Origin of the sequence: Pseudodesulfovibrio sp. S3 (assembly GCF_004025585.1) — a bacterium.
Taxonomy (GTDB): domain Bacteria; phylum Desulfobacterota; class Desulfovibrionia; order Desulfovibrionales; family Desulfovibrionaceae; genus Pseudodesulfovibrio.
In genome coordinates, this window is record NZ_QTZO01000007.1 from 29,778 (window position 1) to 49,420 (window position 19,643).

Below are 19,643 nucleotides of genomic sequence, written 5' to 3' on the forward strand. Positions count from 1 at the left end.
CTGGATCGGGGTTTTCTCCTTTTCGAGGCTGAGGCACGGGAATTGGGAGACGCCGTCAGTAGCTGTCTATGATAGCCTGAATGGCGCCGTCCGCCCACATGCTCCTGAGGGCATGATTGATCTTTTTCAGGTCATCGCCTGCACACATGTCCTTGTGGAAGCCTATGTAGTTGGGATCGCTTGTGAATGGGGTGGGCAGGATGACGAGCTTATCCTTTTGGCGTTTGAGGATGTCGTTATTTTCAATGATATATCTGACGGAAGCCTCACCCGGTCCTATGAGGGCGGCGTCGATGCGCCCTGCCAGCACCATGCGGAGGCGGCATACCGGATCGACGTCTTCGCTGGCGATGAATATGGTCTTTTTGGCCAGGTCGAATTCGTCGCCGTAGGAGGCGCCTCGGGTGTAGCCCAGGGTTTTTCCCTTGACGTCTTCCATGGTATTGTACTGGAATTCCCTGCCCTTGAGAACCACTAGTCGCAATTCGTCGTAGCAGAGTACGCTGGAATAATCGAAGATATCCAGCCGTTCCGTGTTCATCGAGAGTCCGATGATACCCCCCTTGCATTCAAGGGCCTGCATGTAGGATCGCTTCCAGGGCATGAGCTGGATGTCGAAGACAAGGTCGGTTCGTTTTTCGATTTCGCGCAGAATGTCGACGAGGATGCCTTTGGGCGTATGTCCATCAATCCAGGCCTTGGGCGGTTTGCAATCATTGCCGAAGATGACGATCGGTCCGGCTGCAAAAGATACGGATGCAAGGAGGATGACAAGAACGCAACTCCATATCGCTATCCGCTGGCGCATGATTGTCTCCCGTTGCCCTACTATTTATCCAGCATGGTTTCCATGCCGCACATCCGGCATGTTTTGCAGTCAATGGATGGGCAGCCGGGTGAAACTTTGGCTTCCTTGGCCTTTTCCCATTCCTTCCAGAGAAATTCGCGCTTTACACCGATGTCCACGACTTCCCATGGAAAGGCTTCGTCATGGCCGCGTTCCCGGTCCAGGATGTCGGCAGGGTTGCCATTCCAGAGTTTGAGCGCTTTTTTCCAGCCCCCCTGGTCTGCGGCCAGGAGGATGAATTCGGCCAGATCCTCGCCGCCCCTTGCGAGCAGACCCTGGAGGCGGGCCTGGAACGGGTTGTCGTGCTGCAAGGTGACGCCCTTGAAAGGCTTGGCCATCTTGACGAGTTGCTTCATGCGGGCTTCCAGCGCCTTTTCGCCCATCATGGGGGACCATTGAAACGGGGTGAAGGGCTTGGGCACCAGGGAGCTGATCCCGATGGTGATGCGCATGAACTGCTTTTTCCTGCCGCCCGGTTCCTCGCTTCGGATGCGCACGATCTCTTCGAGAAAAAGGGCGAACTCCTCGTAATCTTCGTCGGTTTCACCGGGCCAGCCGATTATCATATAGAGCTTGAGGTGGTTTACGCCGTAGCGTGCGCAGAGCCGGACTGCGTTCAGGAAGTCCTTGGGGTCGAGCTTCTTGCTCATCATGCGCCGGAGCCGCTCCGAAGCCCCTTCCAGGGCCAGGGTTATGGTGCGGATGCCGCATTCGCGCAGGTACATCAGCAATTCCTCGGTGATGCCGTCGGCGCGCATGGAGGAGAGCGAAAATTTTTTCTTTTTCCCGTTCAGCCACTTCAGGAACGCGAGCAGGTCGGGCCAATCCGTCAGGGCCGTGCCCACCAGTCCGACTTTGTGCGGGTCGGTCAGTTCCACGATTCGTTTGAGCTCGTCTATTTCGGCCAGGCGGGGAGGGCGGTATATGTATCCTGCGGCGCAGAAGCGGCAGCCGTAGGGACATCCCCGGTTCACTTCAAGCAACATGGTGTCGCGGAAGGCGGCGTGCCCGGAAATGAAGCAGGAGAATGCCGGGTCGAGCAGGGGACCTGTTTCGCCCGTGGAAATGCGTTTGACCGGGGTTTTGGATCTGCCCGGCACATATACGCCCGGCATATCCTTCACCGTATCAAGAATGACTTCCTTGTCCCGGCCGTCAAAGACCAGTCGTTTCAGGCTGTCGAAGAAATTGATGAAGCGGTCTTCGGCCTCGCCCACCCAGAAGCAGTCCACAAATGGGGCTATGGGGGCCGGGTTGAGAAACGCGATCGGGCCTCCCGCAATGACCAGCGGGAGAGAAGGGCGTTCCGCCGCAAGAGGCGGAACGCCCGCCGCCCGGAGCGTTCGAGGAAGGCTGAGGAAGTCCTCCTCGAACGTAATGCTCCAGGCTATTACAGGGAATGAGGATAGTGGGCTGTTTGATTCGCGTGTTCTTGGTTCGGCTCCGTCGGTCAGTCCCAGCTTGTCCGGGAAGACACGTTCTACGGCCAGGCCGGGTTCCTCGGTCAGCGTCCGAAATACGGCTTGCCATCCGAGAGCGGATATGGCGGCCTTGTCGCCTCCGGGAACGGTCAGCGCAACAGGCAGCCGTCCTCCGAGGTCGGGAGCTACAGGCTCCGACACGCCATGATACAGGGTACGTGATCCTATGACGGCACCCCCTCAAACACGCGACATAATCATCCTAGTCGACATTCTTGCGAATGAAGGCCGGGACATCCAGGTTGTCTTCCTCGAAGATGAATTCCTCCTCGCCGGGACCGGCCACGGCGCGCTGGCTCATCTGCCGTGACGGCAGTTCCGTGGTGTCCAGTTCCCCCCCTGCCTTACGCAGGTAGGCTGGAATGTTGCGGTCGGTATTGATGACTTTCTGGTGCCCGGAACGTCTGGGCTGGGCCACGGTCTGTGCCATGCCGCGAGGCTTGCCGAGCAGCAGGAGTTTCTGCTGTTCCGCCTTGCTTATGACCGGTTCCGGTTCTTCCATGGCGGTTTCGATGCCGGTGGCGATGACCGTGATGCGCATCTCGTCGCCCGCGTCAGGATCGAAGACCGTGCCGAAGAAGATCTCGGCGTCTTCGTGGGCTTCCTTGTAGATGATATCGGCGGCTTCGGAGACCTCGTCAATGAGCATGTCCGGGCCGCAGGTGATGTTGATGAGCACGCCCTTGGCGCCTTCGATGGAGACGTCTTCGAGCAGCGGGCTGGTGATGGCTTTCATGGCCGCTTCCTTGGCGCGGGATTCGCCGGAGGCGATGCCGGTTCCCATCAGCGCCATGCCGGAGTTGGACATGGCCGCCTTGACGTCGGCAAAGTCCAGGTTGATCAGGCCGTGTACGGTGATCAGGTCGGCAATGCCCTTGACCGCGTAGTAGAGTACTTCGTCGGCCTTTTTGAGCATGTCGGAGAAGGACGCTTTCTTGGCGGCCAGTTGCAGCAGGCGGTCGTTGGGGATGGTGATGATCGAATCAACGACATCGGCCAGGGCCCGTGTGCCCTCGTCGGCCTGTTCCAGGCGGCGTTTGCCCTCGAAGTAGAAGGGCTTGGTGACCACACCCACGGTAAGCGCACCGAGTTCCTTGGCCACCTGGGCCACCACGGGTGCGGAGCCGGTGCCGGTTCCGCCGCCCATGCCTGCGGTGATGAAGACCATGTCTGCGCCGTCCAGGGCCTCGCGGATCTGGTCCACGGATTCAAGGGCGGCCGAGCGGCCGATTTCCGGGTTGGCGCCGGCGCCCAGGCCCTTGGTCAGTTTTTCGCCGATCTGGATTTTGTGTTCCGCCAGAGATTTGTGGATGTCCTGGCAATCCGTGTTGGCAACGATGAACTTCACGCCCTTGAGTGCGGATAGGATCATGTTGTTGACTGCGTTTCCGCCGCCACCGCCGCAACCCACGACCTTGATCTTGGCGTTGCTTTCGTGTTCGATTTCAAAATATTCCATGTGTCTTCCTCCTCAGAATATTCCCTGTTTGAAGTTTCCCTGTATCTTCATAAAATCATTCCCAATTTTAGGCGATGTCCGTAAACCATTTCTTCATGCGCGAAACGATGCGGTCAAAGCCTGAGTCGTCTCGGATCTTGAAGGGCCGGACCCTGTTGTGCAGGCCTTCCTCATCTGCTCCGTGGAGCAGCAGGCCTACTGCGGTTGCGTATTGAGGGCTTTTCACTTCAGCGGCCAGGCCGCCGATGCCTTCGGACGGAATACCGATGCGCACGGGCAGGTCGAATATCTGTTCGGCCAGTTCCTGCATGCCGTCGATCAGCACTGTGCCGCCGGTCAGGACCACGCCAGCGGCGATCAGGTTCTTGAAGCCGGATTTGATCAGCTCCTGGTCCACCAGGGCGAGGATTTCCTCGCAACGCGGTTCGCAGATTTCGGCCAGCACGCGTTTGCTCATCTTGCGGGATTCGCGGCCGCCCACGCTGGGCACTTCGATGATTTCCTCGTTCGTGACCAGATCAGCCATGGCGCAGCCATAGTCCATCTTGATCTTTTCCGCGGACATCATGGGGGTGCGCAGCCCGTAGGCGATGTCGTTGGTCAGGTTGTGACCGCCGAGCGCCAACACGCTGGTGTGCTTGATGGAGTCCTTGGAAAAGACCGCGATATCCGTGGTGCCGCCGCCGATGTCCACCAGGGCCACGCCGATCTCGCGTTCCTCGGCCGAGAGCACGGCCTTGCTGGAGGCCAGCGATTCCAGGACGATGTTGGACACGTCGAGGCCGGAACGGTTGCAGGAGCGGATGATGTTCTGGGCCGAGGTTACCGCGCCGGTAACGATATGGACCTTCACCTCCAGGCGCACTCCGGCCATGCCCAGGGGGTCGGCTATGCCGCGTTGGTCGTCCACTATGAATTCCTGTGGCAGTGTATGCAGCACTTCGCGATCCATGGGGATGGCGATGGCCTTGGCTGCTTCGATGACCCGGTCCACATCGCGCTGGGTGACTTCGCCGCCCTTGACCGCGATCACGCCATGGGAGTTGAAGCCCTGGATGTGACTGCCCGCGATGCCCGCGTACACGGTGCGGATGTCACAGCCCGCCATTAACTCGGCGTCCTCCAGTGATTTCTTGATGCACTGGACGGTTTTTTCGATGTTGACGACCACCCCGCGCCGAAGCCCGGTGCTGGGGGCCGTACCAATACCGATGATGTCGACTCCGGTCTCGGAGGCCTCGCCCACCACGGTGCATATTTTGGTGGTTCCTACGTCGAGGCCCACTATGAGATCGTTTTTAGCCATGATTACTCCTCTGTTGTTCCCTGTAGTAATATCTTTTGGCGATCAGCTCTTTGCCGGAGCCGGACGCTTTTGTATCCATATCTTGTCGCCGCTGGCCGCGATGATGGCGGCATCCTTGAATTCGTTTCTGCGCAGAAGGTCTCTCCAGACCACCTTGAGCCGCTCGAGCTGGACTTCCCATCGGTCCATGGAGAGCTTGACGGTCAAACCCTGGCCGCCTGCGTGGCTGTCCAGGTAGATTTCCAGCTCGTGGGCGCTGGTCAGCTTGATCCAGGCGGTCTGGGCCTGGGTGAAGGGCGTCTGGTGGTCGGCCATCTTTCGGAGGATGCCGTTCAGGACCTCGGGGCCGTCGTCCAGGCTCTCGGCCACACTCAGGACAGGCAGTGAAGCCATTTCGCCGGGGTGCATGGGCGCGATCACCTTGCCGTGGGCATCGGCGAAGTACAGGCCGTCCCCCTGGCGAATCCAGAAGGCCGGGACTTTCTCCTTCACGTCGATGTGCAGTCGGTCGGGGATTTCCCTGCGCACGATCACGGATTCGATCCAGGGATTGGCGGAGAGGCGGTTCTCCACCTCGCCCACGTTCATGCTCAGGCAGTTCAGTCCGAGCGCCACGTCAGCGCAGTTCAGGATGTCACCGTTGGTCAGCCGGTCGGTTCCGGTGACGTTGATCTCCTTGAGCTCGAAATACGGATGTGTCGTGATGTAGCGGTAGCCGAAGAGCAGCCCCACGCCGAGCACGGAGATCAGTGACAGGACCAGCATGGTCATGACGAGTCGCATGAAGAACTGGCCGACATTGACCAGCTTGCCGACGGAGACACTCCGGCTTTGCAGGGTCCTGGCAGGGGCCTTGCGTTTGTGCGAGTTACCGCGTGCGGTGCGCTTGCCGCCGAGATTCAGACGACTTTGTTTACCCATGGTCAGGGTGCTCATAATATGATGACCTCCATTTCGAGGTTTATGCCGAATTGTTCTTTGACCCGTGTCTGCCCCATCTCGATCAATTCCAGAGCGTCGGCGCTGATGCCGTTGTTCCAGTTGACCAGGAAGTTTGCATGGATACTGGAGAAAGCCATACCGCCAAGGCGCACGCCTTTCATCCCGGCTTTGTCGAGCAGCATTCCCGCACTGGTGTTCTCGGGGTTTTTGAATACGCAGCCCGCACTTCTGGCCGTCACCGGCTGGGTGGCCTTCTTTTTCTCGTAGACGTCCTGCATGGCGGAGCGGACGAGCTTGGGGTCGGATTCACCCAGAGCCAATTCCACCTGCCAGACCAGGCATTTTCCCGTGGACTGGGGGATGGAGAAGTGGCGGTAGCCAAAAGAGCACTCGGACCGTTCCAGCCAGACCAGTCCCTGTCCGGGTGTCCATACGCGGATGCGGGAAATCAGGTCGCCGAATTCGGTGCCGTAGGAACCGGCGTTCATGGCCACGGCTCCGCCCACGGAGCCGGGGATGCCGGTCAGCCCTTCCAGGCCGCTCAATCCGGCCATCTGAGCCCATCCGAGCAGGCCGGGAAGACGCTGGCCTGCGCCGCAGCGGGTGATGAGTTTACCATCCCTCTTTTCCACGCGCTCGGGACCCGACTGAGGTTCCACACGGATCAAGGCCAGGTCGAGGTGGCCGTCGTTCGCGAGCAGATTGCTTCCTTCGCCGATGACAAAGGGGCGCAGGGACTCCTTGAGGAGGAACTCGGAAAGATCGTCGAGGTCCCGTCTGTCGCGCACGACCACCTCCACGGCGGCAGTGCCGCCCAGGCGCAGGGTGGTACGCTCCGCGAGCGAGGGGTTGACGATCAGTTCAAGGGGCATGACTTCTCCTATTCTCCGTTTTCGCTGTTGTCGGTTTCCGGCTCCTCCGGTTGGTCGAGCCAGTGTTCGCCCACGTGCCAGATGGAACCGGCCCCCTGTGTCATGAACAGGTCGCCCGGTTTCAAAATATCCTTGAGCCGTTTTTCCATGGCTTCGAAATCCGGGAAGAACTGCACCTTTGTATCCGAGACCTGTTTGATCCCCTGTGCCAGGGAAAGGCCTGAAACACCCGGTATCGGTGATTCCGACGCGGGATATATCTCCGTGAGCAGGAGCAGGTCCGCTTCGGTGAAGGCTTTGCAGAAATCGCCGAACAGGGCCTGGGTCCGGGAGAAACGATGGGGCTGGAAAGCCACCACCAGCCGCCGGTCCGGGAAACATTCCTTGGCAGTCTTGAGGTTGGCGACGATTTCCGCAGGATGGTGACCGTAGTCGTCGACCACGATAACGCCGTGCCGTTCGCCCTTGCGTTCGAATCGCCGACCCACGCCGCCGAAGTTGGCCAGCCCGCCGATGATGTCCTTCTTTTCCAGTCCCGCCTCCAGGGCCACGCCGATGCAGGCCAGGGCGTTGAGCACGTTGTGCGTGCCGGGCTGGGCCACGGTCACTTCGCCCCATTCCTCGCCCTCGTAATGGACCTTGAACAGGGAGCGCAGGTGGGAGCTGACGATCTCGCCGCGAAGTTTGTTGTGCTTGCCCAGTCCATAGGTCAGGTAGGGCCGCTTGATCAACGGGAGGAGTCGCTGTACGCCGTCGTCGTCGCCGCAGACCACGTTCATGCCGTAGAAGGGCGTGGAGTTCATGAACCGGATGAAGGAAAGGTCTATGGCGTCCTGGTTGTCGTAGAAATCCATGTGGTCCAGGTCCACGTTGGTGACCACGGTGATGATGGGGGCCAGACGCAGGAAGGAGCCGTCGGACTCGTCGGCCTCGGCAATGAGATAGTCGCCTTCGCCCAGCCGCGCATTGGCCCCGTAGGTGTTGAGCTTGCCGCCGATGATGACGGTGGGGTCCAGGCCCGCTTCGGTGAAGACCGTGGCCAGCAGGGAGGTGGTGGTCGTCTTGCCGTGGGTTCCGGCCACGGCGATGCCCGTGCGCAACCGCATGAGTTCGGCCAGCATCTCGGCGCGGGGAATGATGGGGATGCCGCGTTCGCGCGCTTCCACCAGCTCCGGGTTCTTGTCCGGGATGGCCGTGGACTTGATGAGCACGTCCGCATTGCCGACGTTGTCCGCGCCGTGGCCGATGAAGACGTTGGCTCCGAGCTTTTCCAGCCGTCGGACTGCTGCCGATGCGGACAGGTCCGACCCGGTGACGTTGAAGCCCATGTTGATGAGCACCTCGGCAATGCCGTTCATGCCCGAGCCGCCGATGCCGACCATATGGATGTTGTTCACCCGTGCCCGCATGGCCGGGCAGGCCTCGCCGCCAACTGTGAGATACGGTCCCTGTGCTGCCATAACTATACTCCTACGCGGTCAGGGCTTCCAGCCCTGCCACTATATCCGCGGCCGCGTGTTCCTTGGCCAGACCGCGTGCCGCCGCTTCCATTTCGGTCAACTGTTCGCGGTCGGCGAGCAGTTCAAGGACGGTCCCGGCCAGCTTTTCCCCGGTCAACGTCGACTGGGGCAGGAGCCGGGCCGCGCCGGCGTCCGACATGGCTTTGGCATTCATTGTCTGATGATCGTGGGTGGCCTGGGGGAAGGGCACGAAGATGGCCGGAACCCCTGCCGCCGCGATTTCGAAGACCGTGCTTGCACCGGCCCGGCAGACCGTCAGGTCGCAGGCCGCATATTCGGTCCCCATGTCCTCGATGAATTCCCGGACCTGCGCCGGGTCCGCGCCTGCGGCCTGGTAGGCCGCACGCACGCGGGAAAAATCAATCCTGCCCGCCTGGTGGACCAGTGTCACTCCGGCCTCCATGAACCTGGGCAGGGCTTCAATGACGGCATCGTTGATGGGCTTGGCACCCTGGCCGCCGCCGAAGATCAGCACCCGTTTGCCCTGAATCCGGCTCCGCCGCCTGATGCCCGATTTGAATATTTCGGTCCGCACCGGATTGCCGGTCAGGTAGGTCTTGTTTGCTGGGAACACTTTGAGCGTGTCCGGGAAACTCAGAAAGACGCGTTTGACCAGTTTGCCGAGTACCTTGTTTGCCACGCCCGGTATCGAGTTCTGCTCATGAACCGCCGTGGGGATGCTAAGCATTTTTGCGGCCAGCACCGGGCAGAAGCTCGCGTATCCGCCGAATCCGATGACCGCATCCGGGCGGAAACGCCAGGCCTGGAACAGGGCTTTGGGGATACCGGCACCGAGCCAGCCCAGCCCGGACAGGATGCCGGTGACGCCGCGTCCCATGATGCCGCTGGCCGGGAGTTCCAAAAAATCGAGACCGTGCCTGCGGGCAAGATTTCCTTCCGGTCCGGGGCCGCCCATGAACAGTATCCGGATGCCCTTGTTGCGCAGGGTGAGGGCCGAGGCCACGGACAGGGCCGGGAAGATGTGGCCGCAGGTGCCGCCGGTGGTCAGGATGACGCGGTTCAGGCTCATGTTTTCACCCTCCGGGAGAGGTTGAGCAGGATGCCCGCACAGATGAAGGACACGGTCAGGCTCGACCCGCCGTAGCTGATGAACGGCATGGCCACGCCCTTGGGCGGTACCGTGCCCAGGACCACGGCCAGGTTCAGAATGATGCCCAGCGCCAGGATGCAGGTCACGCCAAACGCCGTGAAGCGGTCCTGGAGGTCTTCCAGCTTGAGGGCGATGTTGAAGGACCGGAACAGGAAGAAGCTGATGCCCAGGAAGAACAGGGACATGCCTACGAAGCCCAGCTCCTCTCCCACCACGGCCATGATGAAGTCGTTGTGCGCCTCGGGCAGGAAAAAGAGTTTGCGCTGGCCTGCGCCGATGCCGGACCCGAAGATCTTGCCGGACCCGAAGGCGTACAGGGACTGGACCAGTTGGTAGCCTTCGTTTTGGGCGGAGGCGAACGGGTCCAGGAAGGCGGTCCACCGCTTGAAGCGGTAGGGCGACGACGAGATGAGCAGCCAGCCTGCGCCGCTCGCGAAGATGAGTGACAGGAACAGGTAGCTGAACCGGGTGCCGCCCACAAGGCACATCAGGAAGAGCAGGCCGGACAGGACCACGGCCCCGCCGAAATCGGGTTGCAGCAGGAGCAGGCCGCACAAAAGACCGGTCACAAAGAACGGGGGAAGGAAGCCCACCGAGAAGGTTCGGACCATTGCCTGCTTGTGGGCGAAGAAATAGGCCAGGTAGAAGACCAACGCCACCTTGGCGTACTCCAGCGGCTGGACATTGACCGGCCCGACCTTGATCCAGCGGTGGGCGCCGTTGACCGTGGCCCCCAAAGGGGAAGAACACAAGGCAAGGAGCACCACGGCCAGTCCCACCCAGACGTAGGTCAGGGAATAGAGCAGCCGTCTGGGCACCTGCATGCACAGGAACATGGCCACAAGCCCCACGCCGGTGAATGCGAGCTGCCGTTTGAAGAAGTAGTATTTGTCGGCATAGATCCGCTCGGCCATGATGCCCGAGGAGGACAGGACCATGATCAGGCCGAAACCGGCGAGCAGCAGGGTGGCGGTCAGCAGCCAGGGATCGATGCGGCCTGCTGCGTTGGCGGATTGGGAGGATTTGAGACTAGTCATCAAGTCCCTCCACCACGCGCTTGAAGTCGCCGCCGCGTTCGGCCATGCCGTTGTACTGGTCGAAACTGGCCGTGGCCGGGGAGAGCAGGATCACGTCACCGGAAACGGCTTCTGCGGTCTGCCGTTTCAAGGCCGCTTCCAGGGTCTCGTCCCAGGTCACGGGGAAAAGGTCTTTCAGGCCCGGTTCCAGCTCCTCGCGTGCGCCGCCGAACAGCCCCACGCTGACGACGGAACCCTTGATGTCCCTTGCGAACTGCGCCACGTCGCCGCCCTTCCAGACGCCGCCCATGAGGATGCGTACGGGACGGTCAAAGGAACGGACCGCGGCCAGAGCGGCGTCCAGGGTGGTGGCCTTGGAATCGTTCACGTAGAGCACGCCCTTTTTCTCGGCCACAGGTTCGATGCGGTGGGCCAGGGGTTTAAAATTGCGGATGGTCTCGGCGGCCTGCGCCTCGGTTATGCCGAACCGCTTCACGGCCTGCCATGCGGCCTCCACATTGGAGCGGTTGTGCTCGCCGGGAAGGTGCGGGGCCTCGAAACGGTCGGTGGGGCCGAACCACTGCACATGGGCATTGGTGAAGGAGCGTCCTTCCAGCAATGGGCGCATGGACTCGTGCAGGAGTGCGGTATCCTCGCCGGTCATGCGATGGAACATGGCCAGCTTGGCGTCCAGATATTCGTCCATGTTTTCATGGTAATCTAGATGGTTGGCGGAAAAATTCAGGAAAAGGCCAACGTGCGGTTTGAACAGACGGGAGTTCTGGAGTTGGAAACTGGAGACTTCGAGCACAATGATCTCGGCAGGTTCCATGTCCAGCAGGTATTCGCACAGGGGGACGCCGATATTGCCGCCCGTGAAGACGCGCCGACCCGCCTGCTCGAAGATCTGGGAGATGAGCGTGGTGGTCGTGGTCTTGCCGTTGGAGCCGGTCACGGCCAGCACCGGGGCCTCGATGAACCAGGAGGCAAACTCCAGTTCGGCCACGATGTTCCGGGACGGGATGCCTTCCAGCACCGGAGCGAGCTTCTTTACGGCAACGCCCGGAGACAGGACAATGATGTCCGCATCCGTGAAATGTTCCTTCTTGTGAGGACCGGTGATCAGTTCGGCCTTGCCCTTGAGCGCCCCAAGCACTGCTTCGGTGACCTGTTCGTTGCGGTCCACAATGCGCACTCGTGCGCCGAGCACGTCGAGCAGCCTGGCCGCGGCCAGGCCGGACTTGCCGGTACCCACCACCACGGACTGTTTGCCCGAGAGGATGGATTCATTGATGAAGTTGCGGACGATGCGATTCACGGTCTTACCTCAGTTTCAGCGTGGACAGGGCCATCAGGGCCATGAGTATGGAGAGAATCCAGAAACGGACGATGATCTTGGATTCCGGGATGCCTTTGAGTTCGAAGTGGTGATGCAGCGGGGCCATCTTGAAGATGCGTTTGCCCCCGGTCAGCTTGAAATAGCCTACCTGGAGGATGACCGAGAGGGTTTCGAACACGAACACGCCGCCCACTATGGCCAGCAGCAGTTCCTGTTTTGCCAGCACGGCCACGAACCCGAGGGCGCCGCCAAGTCCCAGTGAGCCGACATCGCCCATGAAGACCTGGGCCGGGTGTGCGTTGAACCAGAGGAATCCGAGGCCTGCGCCGACCATGGCCCCGCAGAAAACCGACACCTCGCCGATGCCCTGGATGTTTTGCACCTGGAGATATTCGGCCATGGTGGCGTGGCCCGACACGTAGACGAAGATGGCGAAGGTGGCCATGGCCACCACCATGGGACCGATGGCCAGGCCGTCCAGCCCGTCGGTCAGGTTGACCGCGTTGCTGGCTCCTACCATGACCACCATGGCAAAGGGCAGATAGAACCAGCCGAGGTCCGGGTTGAAATTCTTGAAGAACGGCACGGACAACTGGGTGGAATAGGCCGGTTCGTTGATGAGCAGGGCTATGGCCGCCGTTGCGACAAAGCATTGCAGGGAGAATTTGGCCTTGGCGGACAGTCCCTCGTTCTGGCGTTTGACGACCTTGATGTAATCGTCGGCAAAGCCGATGGCACTGAATCCGGTGAACACGAGCAGGGTCAGCCAGACGTAAATGTTGGTCAGGTCTGCCCAGAGCAGGGTCGAGATGCCCACGGAGAAGAGGATCATGATGCCGCCCATGGTGGGCGTGCCCTGCTTGGCCTGATGCTGGGGACCGTCCTCGCGGATGTATTGGCCGCATTTGATGCGGGTCAGCCAGCGGATCATGGCCGGTCCGAACACGATGGACAGGATGAGCGCGGTCAGGAGCGCCCACACCGAGCGGAAGGTGATGTACCGGAAGACATTGAGGATGCCAACGTCCGTGCTGAACGGTACGAGCAGATTGTAAATCAATTGGTGCCTCCTTGTGCTTCCGCGTTCAGTTCCCGGCACAGGCCGTTTGCCAGGGTCTCCATTTTCAGCGAGCGCGAGCCCTTGACCAGGACCACGGCCCGGTCAATGCCCAGGCCGCGCCATGCATCAAGAAATTCTTCAAGGTTCCCGGTCTGGTGAATCGGTCCGCCATAGCCACGGGCCACGGCGTCGAGAAATTCGCCCTTGTAGAAGATCGCGGCAGGCGCGGTTTCACGGATGACCCGACCGAGGGCTTCGTGGTGCAGGGTTGCTTCGTTTCCAAGCTCGCGCATGTCGCCGAGGACCAGGATCAGGGGGCGTCCGTCGGCCAGGTTCGCCGCCGTGCGGATGGACCGGGCCATGGACAGGGGGTTGGCGTTGTATGTGTCGTCGATAACCATGACTTCGCCGCCGACCTTGCAGCAGAAACGCTGTGCGTCGGCAGCCATGGTCTGTACGCCCGAGATGACCTCTTCCCGCGTCAGGCCTAGCTGATGGGCAACGGCGGCCACGCAGGCAAGGTTCTCGGCGTAGTGGTCGCCGCAGAACGGGGCGGTCAGTTCGCCGTCGCCTTCGGGGGTACGGAGCCGGAAGCGTCCCCACCCGCCGTCGGATGCTCCGAGGAACGAGGCGGCATAGGCGGCCTCGGAATCGGGCTTGCCGGAAAAGGCCACGGGCGCATCCACGATCTCGCGGGCCGCGTTCCAGAGCAGCGGGTAATCACTGGAGACGATGGCCGTACCGCTCTGGCGGAGGTATTTGAGCAGGGTTGTTTTGGCCTGGGCCACACCGGCTTCGTTGCCCAGCCCTTCGAGGTGGCCGGGGCCGACGTTGGTGATGACCGCCAGGTCCGGGCTGGCCACCGGGGCGAGCTCTTCCATGTCGCCGTGCCTGGAGATGCCCAGTTCCATGATCCAGAGCTCCTGGGCCGCCGTGGCCTTGAGCATGGACAGGGGCAGGCCTATCTGATTGTTGAAATTGCGGTAGTTCTTGGCCGTGTCGAATCTTTGCGAGGCCACGGCATGGAGCATCTCCTTGACCGTGGTCTTGCCCGCAGTGCCGGTGACAGCCACCAGCTTGGCGCCGCACATGTCGCGCCAGCAGGCGGCCAGGCGTCCCAGGGCGCCCACGGTGTCGCGAACCATGATTACCGGGGCGTGGGCATCGGGGATCATGCGTGAGGCAATGACGGCTGCCGCGCCGTTTTTGACAGCCTGGCCCACGAATTCGTGGCCGTCGTACTGCTCGCCTGCAATGCAGAAGAACAGATCGCCCGGCTCCACGGTACGGGAGTCGGTCTTCACCTCTTTCAAGGTGATGTCCTGCCAGCCTTCTTCGGCCATGCCGCCTAGGCAGCGTGCTGTGTCAGCCAGGGTCAGGTTCACGAATACACTTCCTCAATGGCCTTGAGTGCCGCTTCGACGTCGGAGAAATGCCGTTTGGTCGTGCCGATGACCTGGTAGTCCTCATGGCCCTTGCCTGCGATGAGCAGCGCGTCGCCGGGTTCCATTTCGGCCACGGCCATGGTGATGGCGGCCTGCCGGTTCGGGTGTTCCAGTACGTGTTTGGCCCGCGCCAGACCGGGCCGGGCGTCGTCCATGATCGCTTCGGGCTCTTCGGTGCGGGGGTTGTCCGAGGTGAGCACCGCCACGTCCGCATACCGGGCGGCGGATTCGGCCATGAGCGGTCGTTTGGCCTTGTCGCGGTCGCCGCCGCAGCCGAACACCGTGATCAGTCGCTTGAAATTGAGTCCCTTGAGGGTGTGCTGCACGTTTTCCAGGGCGTCCGGGGTGTGGGCAAAGTCAACGAAGATGTCGAGTTGCCGGTCGTTCATGACCCGTTCGAGGCGACCGGGTACGCCGGGGAAAGTGGACAGTTTGCGCATGTCCTTGCAGTTGAGGCCCAGTTGCAGGCCCACGGCCTGTGCGGCCAGCAGGTTCATGGCGTTGAACGAACCCACCAGCGGGGAGTGTATCACCCAGCTTTTGCCTTTGTAGGAGGTTTCAAGCTCCATGCCCTGGCCGGTCATGGACATGATCCGTCCGCTGACCAGTTGCCTGTTGCCCACTTCATGCTCCACAAGGGAGGTGTCGCCGATGCCGTATCCGATGCCGTCCTCGCACTCGGTCAGGAGGCGGCGGCCGTACGGGTCGTTGTAGTTGAGGACGCCGGGCTTGCCGGGGCGGAGGTAGTCCTTGAACAACAGGGATTTGGCGCGGAAGTATTCTTCCATGGAGCCGTGGTAGTCCAGGTGGTCCTGGGTGAGATTGGTGAACACGGCCGCGTCGAAGTCCAGTCCGGCCACCCTGTATTGGTCCAGGGCGTGGGAGGAGACCTCCATGATGGCCACGTCAACGTCCGCCTTTTTCATGTTGAAGAGGAGCTCGTGGATCATCCAGCAGTCCGGGGTGGTCAGGGGAGCATCCATGGCAAAACCGGGCCAGCGGTAGTTGACCGTGCCAAGGACGCCGACCTTCAGTCCGCTGGAGACCAGCAGGTGTTCCAGGATGTAGGAGGTGGTCGTCTTGCCGTTGGTGCCGGTGATGCCCACCAGCTTGAGATCACGGTCCATGACGTGGAAGTAGGCGCGGGCCAGTTCGCCCAGGGCCACGGCCGGATTTTCCACGTAAACGGCCACGGCCTTGTGCTCCACCACAGGAGCTACCAGGTCGCGGGCGGACTCGGGGGCCACTATGTAGCGCGCGCCGTTGTCCAGGGCGTTGGGGATGTAGTCTAGGCCGCGAACGGCTGTTCCGGGCATTGCCACGAAACATTCGTCGCTCTGAATCTTGCGTGAATCAGTGCGCACCACCATGCCTTTTGCCGCTTTGTCCAACAGGGTTTGAAATTCCATGACGCCCTGATCCTTTTCCTTTCCGCTATGAGAGCCAGAGAACAAAAACATCATCCGCTCCCTCCTTTGTTCGGTTTCCCGGCCATGGCAGCCCTGCAGAGGGCTGCTGGCGTTTGACCGTCATCCCCTGGCCCTTGAGCACAGGGACTATTCCCATTTTTGCCAATAGTTCCAAAGCCCGCCGCACAGGCATTCCCTCAATGTCCGGGACTTTGTCCGTGACGGTCTGAGGCATTGGTGCGTCCATTGTCTGATTGAGCGGTTCGTTCTCCAATCCGTCCACCGACACGCTTTCCTCGACGTTGGCGTGCAAGGTTTCGGACAACTGGCCGTGGTAGGCCAGGGTGCGCACGGTCACTTCCCGGCAGACCGGGGCCGCGACCATGGAGCCGTAATTGGCCTTTTGCGGTTCGTCGATCATGGTGATGACCAGCAACTCCGGTTCCTCGGCCGGGACCAGAGCCACGAAAGAGGAAAGGTACTGGTTGCCGTACCCGCCGTTCTTGGAGGCCTTCTGGGCCGTGCCGGTCTTGCCCGCCATGGTGATTCCCTCGATGAGCGCACTGCGACCGGTGCCGTCCTCATGGACCACGTCCTTCATCATGGAGAGTACCGCGGCAGTGGTCTCGGGGCGGAAGATCTGGATGGTGGCGTTCTTGCGGTCCGTTGCCGGGAACTTGATCAGGTTGAGTTCCTTGGTGGCTCCCTGGTTGGCGATGCAGAGGAAGGCGCGGGCCATTTGCAGGGCCGTGACGCCTATGGCCTGGCCGAAGCTGATGGCAGCCAGGTCCACGGAGGTCCATTTGCTCGGAGGCATGAGGATGCCGACGGATTCGCCGGGAAGGCCGATGTTGGTCTTTTCGCCGAATCCGAGTTTGGAAAGATAGTCGTAATAGACGCCGGCGCCGAGGTCCATGCCGATCTTGGCCGAGCCGATGTTGGAGGAGTAGCGGAGCACCTTGTGGGCAGGCAGCCATCTTGCGGGGTGGGTGTCCCGGATGACTTTGCGGGCCACGGTCCAGCGGCCGTTTTCGCAATCGATCAGGGTGTCCGGGGTGATGACGTTTTCTTCCAGGGCGGCAGCGAACAGGAAGGGCTTCATGCTGGACCCTGGTTCGTAGATGTCAGTCAGGGACCGGAGCCTGCGCTGTGCCGGAGTGGAGGCGCGCACCGTGTTCGGATTGAAGAAGGGCTGGTTGGCCATGGCCAGGATGTCGCCGGATTTGACGTCCACGACCATGACGATGCCTGCCTTGGCATCGTATTTGGCGATGGAATTGGCCAGGGCCTGTTCCGCGGCGTGCTGGATGTGGGTGTCGATGGTCAGGCGCACGTCCAGGCCGTTGATATCCACTTCGCGGCCGTGGGCGTCCAGGTACATGTGCCGTCCCATGGCATCGCGTTGGACCACGAATTCGGCCTTGCCGGGGGTGAGCCTGTCATTGAGGGCGTATTCGATGCCCTCGCGGCCCCGACCGTCGATGTCCACGAAGCCGAGGAGTTGGCCTGCCAAATGACCGTTGGGGTAGATGCGGGAAAATTCACTCGTCAGGCGGATGCCCTTGACGTCGGCCTTGACCACGGCAGCGGCCTCGCGGTCAGTGACCTGCCGCTTGATCCAGATGAACTTCTTTGAGGACTTGAGCTTCCTGTAAACCGAGGAACGGGAAAGCTTGAGGTCGCGGGAAAGGACATCGGCAGCCACGTCGATATTTTCGATCTCGTAGGGACGGATAAAAATGGATTTGGCCTCCACGGACGTAGCCAGCATCTGACCGTTGCGGTCGAAGATGCGGCCCCGTTCACCGTATTCGTATTCGGCGGCGAGGCTTTGCCTGGAGGCCATTTCGGCCAAGATGTCGCCTTCATGGAGTTGTATCCATCCGGCGCGAACCCACAGAGCACAAAGTGCAACCGAAAACAGGGTCATTACAAACCCTATCTTGATCCCACTGTGATCCGTGCGCCCCTTGCTGTCCTTTGCCATCAGTATTCCCTGTTTCCCACTGTGGCGGCGCGTGTATGGCTCAGCGCGTCGCTATTGTGAGGCTATGCGTCGTATCTGGCCCGGCGCAGCCACTCCCAGGCCGAGTTGGCCCGCGAGCTTTTTGAGCCGATAGGGTGAAACCAGGTTGTTCCTCTCAACCGTCAGTTTCACGGCCAGATCCTCTTTCTGGCCCAGGCTCATCTCCATCTTGCGCAGATCGTATGCCAGATCCATGCGCTCGATGTTCAACCAAACCGCTCCCAAACCCAGAGTGAGAGCCATGCCCAGCAGGCAGAGCACCATCCAGAGGAGCGTCTTGTCGGTCTTGCTCATGCGTCTTCTCCGTCGGGACCGAGTTTTTCCGCGATTCGGAGTTTGGCACTCCTGGCGCGGGGATTACCGTCCCGCTCAGCTTCCGAGGCGACCATCGGTTTCTTGGTGAGCACTTTCATTTCGGGCACGCCGCCGCAGGTGCAGTGGAGTTGATGCGGGGGGCATTTGCACCCTTTGGCGGCATCCCGAAATGCGTGCTTCACGGCCCTGTCCTCCAGGGAGTGAAACGAAATAATGGCCAACCTTGCGCCCGGTTTCAGGCGTCCGACTATGGTTTCAAGGTAATGTTCAAGTTCCTCAGTTTCCCTGTTGACCGCTATTCGCAGTCCTTGGAAGGTGCGGGTCGCCGGATGATTGCGGGCTGTGTGCCGCATCTTGGGCGGATATGCCAGCCGCACTATCTCGGCCAGCTGAAGCGTCCTCGTGATCGCTTTGTTTTCCCGTGCCTTCAATATTGCCGACGCGATTTTTCCGGCCAGGGGGTCTTCCCCGTAGACTCGGATGATCCGCGCCAGATCACCGTGTTTCAGCGTATTGACCAGGTCTTCCGCCGAAGGGCCGGAGTCGGGGTCCATGCGCATGTCCAGCGGACCGTCGTGGATGAAGCTGAATCCCCGGTCGGCTTCGTCCAACTGCATGGAGGAGACGCCGAGATCCAGAACCGCGCCGTCCACCTGATCCCATCCGATCTCGTCCAGGGCTTCCTCAAACCGGGAAAAGGGCAGGTGGAACAGATGCACTTGATCTGTGAAGTCCACCAGACGCCGTCTTGCCAGCGTCAATGCCTCCTGGTCCCGGTCAAGCCCTACGAGCTCGGCCTTGCCGCCTGCCGCTTGCAAAAGCGCCAGGCTGTGGCCTCCCATGCCCAGGGTGCCGTCCATGTAACGGCCGCCGGGGCGTGGTCGTAACCACTCAACCACTTCATGTAAAAGAACCGTCGTGTGCCTTGATGCAGGGTCTACTGCTTCCGGTGTCATCAGAAGGGCAGCGAGACGTTGTGTTCAGCCAGCTCCGAGGACACGTCATAGTCCTCATCGAGCAGCATTTCGAAGCTTTCCGCGGACCAGATCTCAAATCGCTTGCCTGCACCCAGAACCACCACGTCCTTGTCCAGCTTGCCGGATTTACGCAGGTGCGCGGGAATGGCTATGCGTCCCTGCGAGCCGACATGGGTCTCGGTATAACCGGAGTTGAACAGGCGGATGGTGTTCTGGAGATCGCGGCTGGGCGTTTTGACCTTTTCCAGTTCGCTTTCAAGCCGGGTCCATTGTTCGGGAGTGATGCCGATGACATGTTTGTCGTAGATGGTCAGCACGATGGTCGCGTCCGGAAGCTCGGCGCGAATCAAGTCCTTGAACTCAGGCGGCAATATCAGCCGACCCTTGTCGTCCAGACTTCTGTGTGCGTGACCACGAAACTTCATCAAATCCTCCGGAACAATTTCAATCCACATCTTTACACATTCTGTACACTAAATTCCACTTCTTCCCACCTCTGCTCGAATTTCAAGGGAAAG

General features: G+C 60.8%; 17 protein-coding genes. All 17 read right to left on the reverse strand.

Annotated features, from left to right (window positions below; translation table 11 throughout):
• Positions 1-55 precede the first annotated feature (55 nt).
• Positions 56-808 (reverse strand): transporter substrate-binding domain-containing protein, encoded by a 753-nt coding sequence (locus DWB63_RS09640; RefSeq protein ID WP_128328626.1) that lies wholly within the window; start codon positions 806-808, stop codon positions 56-58.
• A 20-nt stretch (positions 809-828) separates the two neighbouring features.
• Positions 829-2,469, reverse strand: a complete 1,641-nt coding sequence (locus tag DWB63_RS09645; RefSeq protein WP_241648769.1) for a radical SAM protein — start codon at positions 2,467-2,469, stop codon at positions 829-831.
• 61 nt (positions 2,470-2,530) lie between these two features.
• The gene (ftsZ, locus tag DWB63_RS09650; protein ID WP_128328628.1) at positions 2,531-3,787 is read right to left on the reverse strand and encodes a cell division protein FtsZ; all 1,257 of its coding nucleotides are present in this window, start codon (positions 3,785-3,787) and stop codon (positions 2,531-2,533) included.
• A 67-nt stretch (positions 3,788-3,854) separates the two neighbouring features.
• Positions 3,855-5,093, reverse strand: a complete 1,239-nt coding sequence (gene ftsA, locus DWB63_RS09655; RefSeq protein WP_128328629.1) for a cell division protein FtsA — start codon at positions 5,091-5,093, stop codon at positions 3,855-3,857.
• Between the two features lie 42 nt (positions 5,094-5,135).
• A complete protein-coding gene (locus DWB63_RS09660; protein WP_128328630.1) occupies positions 5,136-6,029 on the reverse strand; it encodes an FtsQ-type POTRA domain-containing protein in 894 nt (297 codons plus the stop codon).
• The gene (gene murB, locus DWB63_RS09665; RefSeq protein WP_128328631.1) at positions 6,026-6,907 is read right to left on the reverse strand and encodes a UDP-N-acetylmuramate dehydrogenase; all 882 of its coding nucleotides are present in this window, start codon (positions 6,905-6,907) and stop codon (positions 6,026-6,028) included. Before murB ends, DWB63_RS09660 begins: the two co-directional genes overlap by 4 nt.
• Positions 6,908-6,915: 8 nt before the next feature.
• Positions 6,916-8,316 carry a UDP-N-acetylmuramate--L-alanine ligase gene (murC, locus tag DWB63_RS09670; RefSeq protein WP_128328748.1) on the reverse strand — a complete coding sequence of 467 codons (1,401 nt, stop codon included), beginning with the start codon at positions 8,314-8,316 and terminating at the stop codon, positions 6,916-6,918.
• A gap of 61 nt (positions 8,317-8,377) precedes the next feature.
• A complete protein-coding gene (murG, locus tag DWB63_RS09675; RefSeq protein ID WP_164879844.1) occupies positions 8,378-9,451 on the reverse strand; it encodes an undecaprenyldiphospho-muramoylpentapeptide beta-N-acetylglucosaminyltransferase in 1,074 nt (357 codons plus the stop codon).
• Positions 9,452-9,453: 2 nt separating this feature from the next.
• Positions 9,454-10,575: a putative lipid II flippase FtsW gene (ftsW, locus tag DWB63_RS09680; RefSeq protein WP_128328633.1), complete on the reverse strand. Its 1,122-nt coding sequence runs from the start codon at positions 10,573-10,575 to the stop codon at positions 9,454-9,456.
• A complete protein-coding gene (gene murD / locus DWB63_RS09685) occupies positions 10,568-11,872 on the reverse strand; it encodes a UDP-N-acetylmuramoyl-L-alanine--D-glutamate ligase (protein ID WP_128328634.1) in 1,305 nt (434 codons plus the stop codon). The genes ftsW and murD overlap by 8 nt, the downstream gene beginning before the upstream one ends.
• A 4-nt stretch (positions 11,873-11,876) precedes the next feature.
• The gene (mraY, locus tag DWB63_RS09690; RefSeq protein WP_128328635.1) at positions 11,877-12,953 is read right to left on the reverse strand and encodes a phospho-N-acetylmuramoyl-pentapeptide-transferase; all 1,077 of its coding nucleotides are present in this window, start codon (positions 12,951-12,953) and stop codon (positions 11,877-11,879) included.
• The gene (gene murF, locus DWB63_RS09695; RefSeq protein WP_128328636.1) at positions 12,950-14,338 is read right to left on the reverse strand and encodes a UDP-N-acetylmuramoyl-tripeptide--D-alanyl-D-alanine ligase; all 1,389 of its coding nucleotides are present in this window, start codon (positions 14,336-14,338) and stop codon (positions 12,950-12,952) included. Before murF ends, mraY begins: the two co-directional genes overlap by 4 nt.
• Entirely contained in the window at positions 14,335-15,858 is a 1,524-nt protein-coding gene (locus DWB63_RS09700; protein ID WP_128328749.1) for a UDP-N-acetylmuramoyl-L-alanyl-D-glutamate--2,6-diaminopimelate ligase, read from the reverse strand. The genes murF and DWB63_RS09700 overlap by 4 nt, the downstream gene beginning before the upstream one ends.
• Positions 15,833-17,794, reverse strand: coding sequence for a penicillin-binding transpeptidase domain-containing protein (locus DWB63_RS09705; RefSeq protein ID WP_128328637.1), 1,962 nt, complete (start codon positions 17,792-17,794; stop codon positions 15,833-15,835). The genes DWB63_RS09700 and DWB63_RS09705 overlap by 26 nt, the downstream gene beginning before the upstream one ends.
• A 51-nt stretch (positions 17,795-17,845) precedes the next feature.
• Positions 17,846-18,127, reverse strand: coding sequence for a hypothetical protein (locus DWB63_RS09710; protein WP_128328638.1), 282 nt, complete (start codon positions 18,125-18,127; stop codon positions 17,846-17,848).
• On the reverse strand, positions 18,124-19,104 hold the full coding sequence (gene rsmH / locus DWB63_RS09715) for a 16S rRNA (cytosine(1402)-N(4))-methyltransferase RsmH (protein WP_128328639.1): 981 nt from the start codon (positions 19,102-19,104) through the stop codon (positions 18,124-18,126). Before rsmH ends, DWB63_RS09710 begins: the two co-directional genes overlap by 4 nt.
• Positions 19,104-19,550 carry a division/cell wall cluster transcriptional repressor MraZ gene (locus DWB63_RS09720; RefSeq protein ID WP_128328640.1) on the reverse strand — a complete coding sequence of 149 codons (447 nt, stop codon included), beginning with the start codon at positions 19,548-19,550 and terminating at the stop codon, positions 19,104-19,106. Before DWB63_RS09720 ends, rsmH begins: the two co-directional genes overlap by 1 nt.
• Between the last annotated feature and the right edge of the window lie 93 nt (positions 19,551-19,643).

Bases quoted from the DNA above. Each gene is read 5' to 3' on its own strand.
- DWB63_RS09640 (WP_128328626.1), bottom strand. From the start codon at position 808: ATGCGCCAGCGGATAGCGATATGGAGTTGCGTTCTTGTCATCCTCCTT.
- ftsZ (WP_128328628.1), bottom strand. From the start codon at position 3,787: ATGGAATATTTTGAAATCGAACACGAAAGCAACGCCAAGATCAAGGTC.
- ftsA (WP_128328629.1), bottom strand. From the start codon at position 5,093: ATGGCTAAAAACGATCTCATAGTGGGCCTCGACGTAGGAACCACCAAA.
- DWB63_RS09660 (WP_128328630.1), bottom strand. From the start codon at position 6,029: ATGAGCACCCTGACCATGGGTAAACAAAGTCGTCTGAATCTCGGCGGC.
- murB (WP_128328631.1), bottom strand. From the start codon at position 6,907: ATGCCCCTTGAACTGATCGTCAACCCCTCGCTCGCGGAGCGTACCACC.
- murC (WP_128328748.1), bottom strand. From the start codon at position 8,316: ATGCGGGCACGGGTGAACAACATCCATATGGTCGGCATCGGCGGCTCG.
- ftsW (WP_128328633.1), bottom strand. From the start codon at position 10,575: ATGACTAGTCTCAAATCCTCCCAATCCGCCAACGCAGCAGGCCGCATC.
- DWB63_RS09700 (WP_128328749.1), bottom strand. From the start codon at position 15,858: ATGTTTTTGTTCTCTGGCTCTCATAGCGGAAAGGAAAAGGATCAGGGC.
- DWB63_RS09705 (WP_128328637.1), bottom strand. From the start codon at position 17,794: ATGGCAAAGGACAGCAAGGGGCGCACGGATCACAGTGGGATCAAGATA.
- DWB63_RS09710 (WP_128328638.1), bottom strand. From the start codon at position 18,127: ATGAGCAAGACCGACAAGACGCTCCTCTGGATGGTGCTCTGCCTGCTG.
- rsmH (WP_128328639.1), bottom strand. From the start codon at position 19,104: ATGACACCGGAAGCAGTAGACCCTGCATCAAGGCACACGACGGTTCTT.
- DWB63_RS09720 (WP_128328640.1), bottom strand. From the start codon at position 19,550: ATGAAGTTTCGTGGTCACGCACACAGAAGTCTGGACGACAAGGGTCGG.